Origin of the sequence: Paenibacillus sp. FSL P2-0322, assembly GCF_037975315.1 — a bacterium.
Taxonomy (GTDB): domain Bacteria; phylum Bacillota; class Bacilli; order Paenibacillales; family Paenibacillaceae; genus Paenibacillus; species Paenibacillus polymyxa_B.
Window position 1 is genome coordinate 147877 of the sequence record NZ_CP150243.1, and the last position, 12815, is coordinate 160691.

Annotated in this window: 10 protein-coding genes; 5 read left to right on the forward strand and 5 right to left on the reverse strand. The window is 48.0% G+C overall.

Translation table 11 applies throughout. The features are described from left to right. Nucleotides 1-2058 (reverse strand): PBP1A family penicillin-binding protein, encoded by a 2058-nt coding sequence (locus MKY24_RS00615; protein ID WP_103744921.1) that lies wholly within the window; start codon nt 2056-2058, stop codon nt 1-3. A 282-nt stretch (nt 2059-2340) separates the two neighbouring features. Between MKY24_RS00615 and speE the strand changes: the two genes are divergently transcribed. Beyond that, the gene (speE, locus tag MKY24_RS00620; RefSeq protein ID WP_053324352.1) at nt 2341-3168 is read left to right on the forward strand and encodes a polyamine aminopropyltransferase; all 828 of its coding nucleotides are present in this window, start codon (nt 2341-2343) and stop codon (nt 3166-3168) included. A 269-nt stretch (nt 3169-3437) separates the two neighbouring features. Next, a complete protein-coding gene (locus MKY24_RS00625) occupies nt 3438-4730 on the forward strand; it encodes an MFS transporter (protein ID WP_209940751.1) in 1293 nt (430 codons plus the stop codon). A 214-nt stretch (nt 4731-4944) separates the two neighbouring features. On the opposite strand, the gene MKY24_RS00630 is transcribed toward MKY24_RS00625, so the two are convergent. The 4 genes from MKY24_RS00630 to MKY24_RS00645 form a co-directional block, all read right to left on the reverse strand. Continuing rightward, entirely contained in the window at nt 4945-5526 is a 582-nt protein-coding gene (locus tag MKY24_RS00630; protein WP_254349278.1) for a TIGR00730 family Rossman fold protein, read from the reverse strand. Between the two features lie 13 nt (nt 5527-5539). Continuing rightward, on the reverse strand, nt 5540-5854 hold the full coding sequence (locus MKY24_RS00635) for a MazG-like family protein (RefSeq protein ID WP_025718465.1): 315 nt from the start codon (nt 5852-5854) through the stop codon (nt 5540-5542). Nucleotides 5855-6064: 210 nt separating this feature from the next. Beyond that, nucleotides 6065-7804 (reverse strand): ABC transporter ATP-binding protein, encoded by a 1740-nt coding sequence (locus tag MKY24_RS00640; RefSeq protein WP_076161135.1) that lies wholly within the window; start codon nt 7802-7804, stop codon nt 6065-6067. Beyond that, nucleotides 7801-9555, reverse strand: a complete 1755-nt coding sequence (locus MKY24_RS00645) for an ABC transporter ATP-binding protein (protein WP_071559511.1) — start codon at nt 9553-9555, stop codon at nt 7801-7803. The genes MKY24_RS00640 and MKY24_RS00645 overlap by 4 nt, the downstream gene beginning before the upstream one ends. Before the next feature lie 153 nt (nt 9556-9708). Between MKY24_RS00645 and MKY24_RS00650 the strand changes: the two genes are divergently transcribed. From MKY24_RS00650 to argS, 3 genes are all read left to right on the forward strand, one after another. After that, complete coding sequence (locus MKY24_RS00650) at nt 9709-10599, forward strand: LysR family transcriptional regulator (RefSeq protein ID WP_068939376.1); 891 nt, start codon at nt 9709-9711, stop codon at nt 10597-10599. Nucleotides 10600-10691: 92 nt separating this feature from the next. Then, complete coding sequence (locus MKY24_RS00655) at nt 10692-11126, forward strand: DUF1934 domain-containing protein (RefSeq protein WP_013308207.1); 435 nt, start codon at nt 10692-10694, stop codon at nt 11124-11126. Nucleotides 11127-11128: 2 nt separating this feature from the next. Beyond that, a complete protein-coding gene (argS, locus tag MKY24_RS00660; protein ID WP_028542578.1) occupies nt 11129-12808 on the forward strand; it encodes an arginine--tRNA ligase in 1680 nt (559 codons plus the stop codon). Nucleotides 12809-12815: the final 7 nt, after the last annotated feature.

A 12815-nucleotide genomic window follows, 5' to 3' on the forward strand; every position in this document is an offset into this window, starting at 1 on the left:
TTAATCCATCCACCAACGCTTAAAATTGCCCCACCACGATTTCTTTTCGGCTTGTCGCTCCGCTTGGTCAGTTGGCGTTGCTGCCGGTGGGTTATCTTGCCCCGACAGCGTATCCTTTGGCTCCGTGCCGCTGACGAATACCTCCAGCCGCTTGTCCGGGCTGTCCGATGCAGCCAGCTTGCCGCTGGCCGGATCAATATAAGCGCTGACTACGCCGTCAGGGATAGGGAAGATTTTGGGCGGCACATTCTCCAGCGCTTTCTCCGTATATTGCGCAAAAATCGGAGCCGCCCGTCGGGCATCCTGTGTGCTGATGGCCTTGCCCTTGTCGTAGCCGACCCAGACAGCGGTGGACAGCTCGGGGGTAAAGCCGACCATCCACGCATCGGTGTTGGTCGTGCCGCTCTTGCCGGCGACCGGGCGCTTGATCAGCTTCGCGACCCGGTTGCCGGTGCCGCCTTCTTCAAACACGCCTTCCATGAGGCGTGTGAGGACGTAGGCGGAGGCGGGCTTCACCACCTGCACGGGCGCGGCTTGGGGCGCTTCGTACAGCGACCGCCCGGCCGCATCGGTGATGCGCAGCACTGCCACCGGAGCCACCTTTTGCCCGCCGCTGCCGATGACCGAGAAGGCCGAGGCCATCTCGAACGGGCTGACGGGCGACACGCCCAGCGCCAGCGAAGGTACGGGCTTGAGCTCGCTTGTAATGCCCATTTTGCTGGCGAGGTCCATGACCTTATCCGTTCCCACCTTCAAAATGGTGCTAACAGCATAGATATTATCGGACGCCGCAATTGCGCGCCGAAGATCTATTTCGCCCAAATATTTATCTCCAAAATTTTTGGGCTTATAGGTCTTGCGGTTGTTATCGTAGTGGAACAACGTCGGTCGGCTTTCGAACTTGGACGTACTCGTCAATTCGCCGGAATCCAGCGCGCTCAGATACATAATCGGCTTGAAAGCGGAGCCTGGCTGCCGGGTTGTGGCCAGCGCATGATTATATTGATTCCCGACATAGTTCGTTCCACCGACCATGGCCTTGACATGTCCGTTGCGCGGGTCCATGGAGATTAACGCGGTTTCCAGTCCGTTGCTGCTCTTCATGCCCTCGTTTACAGCCGCCTCGGCTGCTTGCTGCATGTGCATGTCCAGCGTGGTATAAATGCTCAGGCCACCATGCTCAAGCACCCCTTCGCTAATCCCAAGCTGATGAGTCGCCAGTTGGCGGACGTAATCGCGGAACCAGGGAGCGGCTTCCACTGTCCGGCGCTGGCTCTCGGGCCGCAGGGCCAGCATTTCCTCATAGGCCTTGGTGGCTTCGGCCGGAGTAATTTTGCCGGTGAGCGCCATGGAGTCCAGTACAATTTTCTGCCGATCCTTTGCATTTTTCATATGATTATACGGTGAATAGTAGGTCGGTCCTTTCGGAATACCTGCTAACAGGGCGCTTTCGGCCAAATCCAGATCCTTTGCGGATTTACCGAAATACATTTGCGAAGCCGCTTCAATGCCATAGGCGCCATGACCATAGTAAATTTCGTTCAAATACATTTGCAGCAGCTCATTCTTGGTGTACTTCATTTCAAGCTGTGCGGTATAGATGGCCTCCTTGGCCTTGCGAGTCCACGTTTTCTCATGAGATAAGTACAGATTGCGTGCAAGCTGCTGAGTCAGCGTGCTGGCCCCTTGCGACATATCCCAGCGGGTCAGATTAACGATTACCGCCCGGCCCAGACCTTTGAAATCAAAGCCAAAATGATCGTAAAACTTCCGATCTTCCACAGCCAGGGTAGCTGCAATCAAATCGGGTGAAATGTGATCAAGCTGGACCGGAATGGATTCTTTGCCTCCAGCAGAGAAAGTGGCGATGACTTGCCCTTGACTATCGAGTAGACGTGAATTCCGATCCGTATCCGCGAGCGGAAGGCTGGTCGTGTACAAATAGGCGAGCAGGATGCAGGCGGCGATGACCGTCAGAATAGTGAGAGACATCAGTCCTTGAAAGCATCGAAGCCAAAGCGGTTTACGCTTGGGGGATCGCCCGGTCGTATCGGTCATCATGCCACCTCCTTCCATAGTTGATGTTCTCAGTATAGTCAATCCGAAAGCGTCTATTCATCAGATACACACACGTGTCTATTTTAAACAAGATTAAATCTCCAAATTGCTTTTGCAGTCCATTCAGGTATCACTTATAATGCAAAAAGTGTGAAATTCCAATGCGTTTGGTACAATAAATATAGCAAACTCGGCGTTTGCGTGTTGCTGATATAAGGAAAGTCAACGTTTATGCTACCGGATTGCCGGACACATACTTTGATCAGAAAGAAGGTTGGAATGATGGACTTGTGGTTTACGGAGAAGCAGACTCCCTCTTTCGGCATTACAGCAAAAATCAAACAAACCTACGTCTCTGAGAAAACAGATTTTCAGGATCTGGCTATGATCGAGACTGAGGAATTCGGCAATATGCTTGTTCTGGATGGCATGGTGATGACAACGGTTAAGGATGAATTTGTGTATCACGAAATGGTAGCACATCCGGCCTTGAATACACATCCGAATCCGAAAAAAGTTTTGGTTGTGGGCGGTGGCGATGGCGGCGTTATTCGTGAGGTTATCAAGCACCCTGAAGTGGAGAAGGCTGTATTGGTTGAGATCGACGGTAAGGTGATTGAATATTCCAAAAAATATTTGCCTGAAATCGCAGGAAAGCTGGACGAGCCTAATGTAGAAGTGCTGGTCAATGACGGATACATGCACATTATTGAACACAAAAATGAATACGACGTCATTATGGTCGATTCGACGGAGCCGGTAGGTCCGGCAGCCCCGCTGTTTGAGCGCGGGTTTTACCAAGGTATTTTTGAAGCGTTGAAGGAAGACGGCATTTTCGTTGCGCAAACGGATAATCCTTGGTTCAAGGCAGACCTGATTCAGAAGGTCAACAAAGATGTGAAGGAAATTTTCCCGATTGTGCGTGTGTATGGTGCGAACATTCCGACCTATCCGAGCGGTCTTTGGACCTTCACGTTGGGTAGTAAGAAGTATGATCCGCTCGAAGTAGACGAGACCCGAATTCCAGAGATGGACACCCGATATTACAGTCCGCGTCTACACAAAGCGGCGTTTGTATTACCTAAATTTGTGGAAGATTTAACGAAGTAAACATTTTAAGAAGCGCCTTAGTGGTCTTTATTGCCTGTTTTTGGGTGAGAAAGAGCGCTATAGGCGCTTTTTTGTGTTGGATAAGATTTGGAAAAGGCTATGAAAGCATACTGGACACCGGATTTCCTTTTAAGATAAAAGAAGGAAATTTAAGGGTGTACGTAGAATATACAAAAAACCAGACAATTAACAGATTTGTAATATCAACAAGGGAGGTTTGGTTATGGAAATACCTAAATTGGCGATGTACCAAAGAGGGGGAAACTTTTTTGATCAGACGCTCTTTTTATTACCTGTGGGGGTCTCAGACGATCTCCAACGTAGCAGATATCATCTACATGTTGAGTGTAGTGGTATTGGTGTTCAGTTCAAGTAATTCCTTAATGACGACTATTTTAATCCCGTTGTTCCGATTGTCTGCCCAAGTGCTTAGTGGGCTCGTTGCACCGATCGTCCTCGGCCGATTTCGGCTGACGCGCGTGTTGCTATTTTCCCAGTTTGGGCAGTTTGTCATTTTTACGCTGCTGCTGCTTTATTTGTGGATCGTACCGGAGCAGAGGTCGTTTCTATTTATTTTTGTGATGGTGTTTGGTATGTCTTTTCTGGATGGCTGGACAAATCCTGCGCGTAATGCGCTTGTACCCCGTTTGGCTACGGGTGAAGGGCTAATGCGGGCCAACGGCATGGTAGCGGTCAGTGATCAGGTGGTCAGGTGTGCAGGCTGGGCGTTGAGCGGAATTATTGTGGCTTGGCTGGGTTCCCTGAATACGCTTGTGATCGCATCCGGTTGTTATCTCGTAGCTGTAACTGTCACGTCCTTCGTCCGCGATCCACTGGATCAGAAGGAATTAAGTCTTGAAGCTTCGGATTCCTCAACAAATCTAGTAGAACCTGCAAAGGGAAAGGAAAAAGGCTCCCATTGGAAAGAGCTTGGGGAAGGCTGGAAAATCATTTGGCACAACCGTCGTATTCGTTCTCTGATGATCGTCGATAGTGTGGATAGTATTGGGGGAGTCTCCTGGCTCGGCGTATTTATTTTGGCGTACGTCAGTCAAGTGCTGCATCGGGATGCAAGCTGGTGGGGCTTTATGAATGCGTCCTTTTTCTCGGGCACGATCTTGGGTGGATTGATTGTCGTTGGCTTGGTCAAGCGATTGCAAAAGAACAGCTTTTTGTACATGCTCGGAGCGTTGCTGGTGTATGTACTGATTACAATTGTATTTGCGCTGAATACAATCCCCGTTGCTGCGCTTATTCTTTTTGCTGTATCAGGCTTACCTGTTCAAATGGCTGGGATTATTCGCCGCACCTTGCTGCAAACCAGTGCACCGGCAGCCCAGCTGCCCAAAGTGATGGCGGGAATTGATGTGCTTACAAATCTCGCTTTCGGTCTGTCCTTGTTATTTATGGGCTGGTATGCAGACCGTTTCGGTATGGTACAGGTGTATTTGTTGGCCGCGGCTATGACGACCATTGCTATCTTGATCGGCTGGTTGTATCGCAGGGATTTTCAGGAAAGTGAGCAAATGGACCATCCAACCGCTACGGGCGCTGGGATTTAAAATTGGGGTTCTCGTTAGGCGTGACATCATTCATTGGATGACTACATAATTAAATGCAGTTGTAAAAGTGAACGTGACGATTGGGGAGAATAAAAGCCTGCAATTCTCCTCAATTTTACAGGAACACCACTGGAATAACGTTGACGGTGGTGTTCCTTTTATAACTATTAAATTAATTGGTATATCTGTTGAGCAGTATGTGCCATTCCTAATGTCAGGTCCGTTTGCTTTTGAGATATGTTTTGACGGCAGGAGGAGTGTAATTTGTAAATTGCCGTAGGATTCCTTGCGGAGTGGTATCCGTAATTACCATCGCACGATATTTTTCCTGCATAAATTGTTCCTCAGCCATACGATCGAACAAGGTAATAAGAGGATCGTAATAATGGTTAATGTTTAAAAGACCGCATGGCTTTTCATGCAAGCCTAATTGCGCCCATGTGAAGATTTCAAAGTATTCTTCCATTGTACCTGGGCCACCTGGTAAAACAATGAATCCATCCGCAATCTCTGCCATTTTAGATTTTCGTTCGTGCATGGAATCAACAATGATTAATTCGCTCAGGCCATTATGTGCAATTTCACGGCTTTGCAAAAAGTGAGGGAGCACACCGATGACGCGACCTCCTGCATGAAGTGCAGCGTCAGCCACTGCACCCATTAAACCAACACTTGCTCCTCCATAAACCAGGCTTATTTCCTGTTCGGCAAGTGTCTTGCCCAGAGCAACAGCATGCTCTCGATAAATCTCAGACGCTCCATTACTGGAACCGCAAAAAACAGCAATGCTTTTCATATGAGATTCTCCTTTATGTATATCTTTTTGCAAGTTTTTGCTGGTGTGTTCGAAATATATCCTCCAAGGTGATGTCATACTTGTTGGCGATCACGATGAGATTACCCAGTACGTCTCCAAGTTCTTCAGTTAAATGGTCCTTGTTCTCCTCGAATGAACCATCGATCTCATCAGGCCGGTCTCTGCCGATCTCCAGGGCGCGAATAGCTCTCGCAACCTCCCCGGTTTCCTCTGCCAAGAAACCAATTCGGACAAAGATATCCAAATCAGACCAGTTTCTCTCCTGATAATATTGCTTGACCCACTTTTGAAATTCATTAATATCCATATTCAGCCTCCCAACTGGAACCCATGCATAGGTGTTGGCTATACACAAACCATAAGGTTTAGATGAAACAGAAACATTTGTTCGTGTTTTATTATATAATATAAGAGGCGAATTTATCAAAGAAAAATTTAAAAAGCCGTTTGCTTAAAAAGCAACCGACTTTTTAAAAGAACGTTGACCTTAATGATGCGACCGTATCCGGTCAGTCTTTTAAGCCGTAGTGAACTGGCTGTTATAGAGCGAGGCATAATGGCCGCCGCTGGCAAGAAGTCCCTCATGGGTACCACTTTCGACGACATCGCCGTTTTTCATGTATAAAATTAAATCCGCTTCGCGGATGGTCGATAGTCTGTGGGCGATCACAAAGCTGGTGCGTCCGGCAATCATTTTCATAAATGCTTTTTGGATACGCGCTTCTGTCAGGGTGTCTATGCTGCTGGTCGCTTCATCCAGAATCAGCATAGGTGGATCGACCAGGATCACCCTCGCGATAGTGAGCAGCTGCTTTTGGCCTTGCGACAGGCTATCGCCCGATCCGCTGATGACCGTATCGTAGCCATGAGGCAGTCGTTTGATGAAGCTATGCGCATTGGCAGCTGTTGCAGCCGCGATGACTTCTTCGTCTGTAGCCTCCGGCTTCCCGTAAGCGATATTGTCCCGAATGGTCCCGCTGAACAGCCAAGTATCTTGAAGTACCATACCAAAGTTAGTCCGCAGGCTGTCCCGGCTCATGTCGTTGATATTCATTCCGTCGATGGATATCGAGCCGCTGTCCACATCGTAAAACCGCATGAGCAGATTGACGAGTGTGGTTTTACCAGCTCCGGTCTGCCCGACAATGGCCACACGAGTGCCTGGCTTAACCTCCAGACTAAAGTTCGTAATGAGCGTACGTTCAGGATTATAGGAGAATTTGACATGATCAAAAAGAATCGTGCCTTTGCTGCGCTCCAGCTGTACGGCGTTCGATTTTTCCGACTGCTCTGGCGGTGAGTCTAAAATCGAAAATATGCGTTGAGCAGAAGCCGTAGCTGCCTGGAACTGGGTCAGCACACCCGTAATTTCATTAAAGGGCTTGGCGAACAAATTGGTATAAATTAGAAAGCTCGACAATCCGCCTACCGAGATCACGCCCAAAATGATGGAGATACAGCCAATCATGGCGGTGACTGAAAAAGTCATGTTGTTCACCAATCGGGTGGAGGGGTTGGACAATGATCCGTAAAACTGCGATTTCACCCCGGCTTGATACAATTGTTCGTTTCTGGCGGAAAATTCCTCAAGCGAGCGGTTTTCATAATGAAAAGCGGTAACTACCCGTTGTCCGCCGATCATTTCTTCGACGTAACCGTTCAGGCTTCCTAAAATTTTGGCCTGTTCGCGGAACATACGCTGCGACCTTGTAGTAATGAACCGTGCCACGCCATATGTGATCGGGGCAGACACCAATACGACCAACGTCATGATCGGACTGATATACAGCATGAGTACAATGGAGCCTATAATTGTAATAATCCCGGTAATCAATGTGGAAAATCCTTGTAGCAATCCATCCGACACAGCATCCATATCGTTCACAAAACGGCTAATGCTGTCTCCTTGTGGATGAGTGTCATGAAAGCTTAACGGAAGGATATTAAAATGATCAAATAATTCCCGCCGCATATCATTTACAGTCTGAAAAGCAATCCGGTTCGTCAAATACGTGAGCAGCCAGCTAAATAGACTTCCTACTACATATACAAGGCCTAATCCAGCTAGAATCTGCGCAATACCTTTAAAATCCACTGCTCCCTTATCCACCATGTGGTCGATAGCTTGACCAATCATGTAGGGTCCGATCAGACTGGCAAGCACGCTGAGAAACGCACTGACGATGACCCAAAATGTTGTTGTTTTATATTGACCCACATAGGTTAACAATCTTCTCCAGGTTTCCTTGCCACTCATTGGTCTACCTCCTGCGTTGAGAGCTGGGAATGATTAATTTCCTGATACACATCTGAGCTGCTCATCAACTGTTCATGTGTGCCGATACCGACAATCCGCCCCTCATCAAACACAATTATTTTATCAGCATGCTGTACGCTGCTTACTCGTTGCGAGACCAACAGGACGGTCATACTGGTGCTATTTTCCCGTAGCGATTTACGGAGGGCGGCATCGGTAGCAAAATCAAGTGCGCTTGAGGAGTCATCCAAAATGAGAATTTGTGGATTGCCGACAATAGCTCTGGCAATGGTAAGTCGCTGCTTTTGTCCTCCCGACAGATTAAGCCCCCCTCGGGTGATCGGAGCATCGAATTTCTCCGGCAAGTTGGAAATGAACTCATCTGCTTGCGCGATTGCTGCAGCTTGAGCGACTTCCTCATCGGTGGCGTGTTCATGCCCCCAACGGATATTATCCGCTATAGTTCCAGTGAACAGCAGCGCCTTCTGAGGAACAATACCGATTTTCTGCCGCAATTGCTCAAGCTTATACTGCCGTACGTCAATGCCATCAACCTCTATACGACCTTCTACTACATCATAGAAGCGGGGAATGAGATTCACAAAGGTGGATTTCCCCGAACCTGTTCCTCCGATGATGCCGACCGTTTCACCGGGATAGATGTTTACCACTACATCGCTAAGCGCCAGTTGCCCTGTCGTATTGTATCCAAAGGAAACATGATCAAAAGAGATGGCTGGTACAGCGCCATGCTCAGTTGTTCCCTCCCTGTCTATAGGTGTAGAAGTAGCAGCAGTGTCGGAAATCGAAGCTTGCGTGTCTAGGACCTCCTGAATCCGCGCTGCTGAAGTGGCAGCCTTGGTGAACAAAATAATTAAATTGGTCACCACAATCAGAGCCAGTAAAATTTGCGTAATGTAATTAATAAAGGCAATAATCTCCCCTTGTGTAAGAGATCCATATTGGATATGGATGCCGCCGATCCACAGGATTGCAATAATAGCTCCGTTCACCACCAGCAAGGTGGCAGGGCTTAGCAAAGCAGAAATACGTCCGACACGAATAGCGGTCTGAGTCAGGTCATCTGAAGCAGTGTTGAATTTAACTCGTTCAGCTCCTCTTTTGGCAAATGCGCGTATGACCCGTACGCCTGTAAGATTTTCGCTTAGCACCAGGGCGATTTTATCCAATTTTTTCTGATACCGACGATACAGTGGTGAAGCCTTCGTAATGACCACATATAGGATCAAAGCCAGAACTGGTGTAGCCGCCAACAGCACCAAAGCCAGGCGGAAATCCAGAATCATTGACATGATAATAGCCCCGATACAAATAAAAGGGGCACGAATGACCAGACGAATCAGCATTGCTACAGCCGTTTGGAGCTGATTGACATCATTCGTAATCCGGTTAATGAGCGAGGGCGTACCGAACTTATCGAGATCAGCATAAGAAAACGATGAAATATGCTTAAACATCGTATTGCGCAGCGTAGTTCCGAATCCTTGAGAGGCACGGGCTGCGTAAAACTGACACACTAATGAACTGCCAAAGCCCAGTATAGTCATGAGTAACATCAAAAGACCCATCTGCCAAACATAATGGGTGTCTCCTTTACCTACGCCATGATTGATCATTAAAGCAACCATAGTAGGCAGCAATAGTTCCAAGATGGCCTCAATCAATTTAAACAGAGGTCCAAGAATCGTTTCCTTTTTATAAGGTTTCAAAAAAACAGCAAATTTCAGCAAATAAACCATCACCTAACCTAAATAATGTATATAGCCTCATGCCGCAATAGCATAACTGAATTTGATTATGGCACATCCCCAACCATATGAATAATATTTAATATATATTAGAGGTATAGGTTTTACATATATCAGTACCGGAGGTCCATAAGGATGGAATTGAGACATCTCAAGTATTTTTTGGCGATCGCAGAGGCCGGACAGATTACAGCGGCAGCCAAAAAGCTGCAAATCGCGCAGCCTCCTTTAAGTCAGCAGCTCATGCAGCTAGAGGAAGAGCTTGGTGTAAAGCTCGTGCATCGAGGCTCACGAAGTATCCAGTTGACGGAGGCCGGCATCATTTTACAGAACAGGGCCAAGCAGATCTTGGAGCTGACAGATGCCACAACGAGAGAAATAAACGATTTTGCCTTGGGGATGAAGGGGACGCTCACCATTGGAACGGTCTCCTCTTCCGGCGCAGCCCTGATGAAAGACAGGCTTTCCGAATTTCATAAAACCTATGCGGGTGTAAAATTCGAAATTCATGAGGGAAATACCTTCATGATTCTTGATCTTTTGAACAAAGGAATTGTAGAGGTCGGTATCGTCAGAACCCCTTTTAATACCACCGATTTAGGGTGCAGATATGCGTCCTCCGAGCCGATGATAGCAGTGATGACAGAAGAACATGACTGGAACCCCGAACAGAAGACCATCCCGTTGTCTGATTTGAAAAACAGGCCGCTCATCGTATATCGCCGCTTTGAACAATTGATCCACGATACCTGTATGAAGCATGGCTTTGAGCCAAATTTCTTTTGCAAAAACGATGATGCCCGCACCACGCTTCACTGGGCTAATGAAGGACTGGGGATCGGTATGATTTCGCGGTCTGCGTTGTCACTCGGAAGCAATAACCAGTTAATCATTAAGGAAATTATGTGTGAAGAATTGCATACGCGTGTGGCAGCTGTCTGGCTGAAGGATAAATACATGTCTTCTCTAGCCTCTCGATTCATTGAAAGTTTTAGCCAAGCATCCGATGAAGCTGACTTAAGGTAGCTAAATTTTTTGGATGAAAGCATCTTTTTGTAAAAACTCATTTGAATTGCAATCGGGAACTGGATATAGTAGTACAGTAGGATAGCAATAGAATGGAGTTTGAATACATGCCACATAATGCAAAGGTCCGAATCCGTCTTCATAGTCATCATGACGGAGAAGATGTGGTACAGGAACTTCCCGGAGAAGCGATCGTGCGTGGGAAGCATCTATATATAAGGTACGATGAGCCGCAAGAAAGTCCTGAGGGCGGTACGACACGGAACACAGTCAAAATCGGACCGGATGAGCTAAAGCTGATTCGTCATGGTGAGGTACAATCAGAGCAGTCGTTTGCGCTGGGACGCAGGTTGCCTGGATTTTACCGCTCGCCTTATTTAAACCTGAACATGTCTGCGCATACGCAGAAGCTCGATATTCGGATGGATGGATTCACCGGACATGTGAGCTGGACCTATGATCTGTACGTATTTGAGGATTTCTCGGGGCATTTTGCCATCAGTTTGCATATACAGGAGGAGCAATAATCATGACAAGCAATCCACTGGAACTTATTAATCAAAAGGTGACCTCAGCAATTGAGGCGGCGGTGCTGGCTACCGGAATCGTGAGCCGCGAAGAGCTGCCGACCATTACGCTGGAGGTACCGAAGGACAAGTCACACGGTGATTTGGCCACCAACGCCGCGATGCAGCTCACTCGCATTGCGAAGAAGAACCCACGGCAAATTGCTGAAGATTTGATCGCGAATATGGATTTAGCTTCTGCTTCTATTGAAAGTGCGGAAATCGCTGGACCGGGCTTTATTAACTTCCGCCTGAACAAGAGCTACCTTTATGCTGTTATTGGACAGGTGCAGGAGCAGGGGGCAGATTACGGGCGTATACAGGAAGGTGCGGGCAAAAAGGTGCAAATCGAGTTTGTCAGCGCCAATCCGACGGGTAGCCTTCACTTAGGTCATGCACGTGGTGCAGCCGTAGGGGATGCTCTTTGCAACGTGCTTGATTTTGCTGGATACAAAGTAACTCGTGAATACTACATTAATGATGCGGGTAACCAGATTTACAACATGAGCCGTTCTATTGAAGCGCGTTATTTGCAGGAGCTGGGACAGCCTGCGGAGATGCCCGAGGATGGTTACCATGGTGAGGATATCATCGGGTTTGCCAAGGAACTGGTGGCCGAAAAGGGAGATTCTCTGTTGTCTATGGAACCGGGAGATCGCGCTGCTTATTTCCGTGACTACGGTCTGGAAAAGGAACTGAACAAGATCAAGCGCGATCTGGAACTGTTCCGTGTACCTTTTGACTCCTGGTTTAGCGAAACGTCGTTGTATGAAAACGGTGAAGTGCTTAAAGCGCTGAATGAGCTGCGTGACCGTGAGGAGATCTACGAGAAGGACGGAGCTACATGGCTGAATACGACCAAGTACGGCGACGATAAAGACCGCGTCTTGATCAAAAATGACGGTACATACACGTACCTGACCCCGGATATTGCTTACCATCGCGATAAATATGCTCGTGGGTATGACACGATCATCAACATTTGGGGAGCGGATCACCACGGCTACATTCCACGGATGAAGGCAGCAATGGAAGCACTGGGCAATGACCCGGATAAGCTTAAAGTGCTGATTGCCCAAATGGTCAGCTTGTTCCAAAATGGGGAAAAAGTAAAAATGTCCAAACGTACCGGCAAGGCCGTGACGATGGAAGATCTGATGGAAGAAGTGGGTGTAGACGCGATCCGTTACTTCTTCACTATGCGCAGCATGGATTCGCACCTGGATTTTGACATGGATTTGGCGATTTCTACCTCCAATGAGAATCCAGTATTCTACGTGCAATATGCGCACGCACGTGCATGCAGCGTATATCGTCAAGCCGAAGAGCAAGGTATTGCTGTGCTGCCGTTGGCAGAAGTTGACTTGTCCAAGCTGACGGCTGAGCATGAATACGATCTGTTACGCAAAATCGGCGAGCTGCCGGAAGAAGTATCGGTGGCGGCTGCAAACTTTGCACCACACCGTATGATTCGCTATGTCTACGAGCTGGCTTCATTGTTCCACAGCTACTACAAGGCAGAGCGCGTCATCACAGAGGATGCCGCTCAAACGCAGGCACGCTTGGCGTTGTTTGGTGCGGTGCGTACTACCATTGCCAACGTACTGAAGCTGGTGGGCGTGTCTGCACCGGAACGTATGTAAGCAAGCA

Bases quoted from the DNA above. Each gene is read 5' to 3' on its own strand.
- MKY24_RS00615 (WP_103744921.1), bottom strand. From the start codon at position 2,058: ATGACCGATACGACCGGGCGATCCCCCAAGCGTAAACCGCTTTGGCTT.
- speE (WP_053324352.1), top strand. From the start codon at position 2,341: ATGGACTTGTGGTTTACGGAGAAGCAGACTCCCTCTTTCGGCATTACA.
- MKY24_RS00630 (WP_254349278.1), bottom strand. From the start codon at position 5,526: ATGAAAAGCATTGCTGTTTTTTGCGGTTCCAGTAATGGAGCGTCTGAG.
- MKY24_RS00635 (WP_025718465.1), bottom strand. From the start codon at position 5,854: ATGGATATTAATGAATTTCAAAAGTGGGTCAAGCAATATTATCAGGAG.
- MKY24_RS00640 (WP_076161135.1), bottom strand. From the start codon at position 7,804: ATGAGTGGCAAGGAAACCTGGAGAAGATTGTTAACCTATGTGGGTCAA.
- MKY24_RS00650 (WP_068939376.1), top strand. From the start codon at position 9,709: ATGGAATTGAGACATCTCAAGTATTTTTTGGCGATCGCAGAGGCCGGA.
- MKY24_RS00655 (WP_013308207.1), top strand. From the start codon at position 10,692: ATGGAGTTTGAATACATGCCACATAATGCAAAGGTCCGAATCCGTCTT.
- argS (WP_028542578.1), top strand. From the start codon at position 11,129: ATGACAAGCAATCCACTGGAACTTATTAATCAAAAGGTGACCTCAGCA.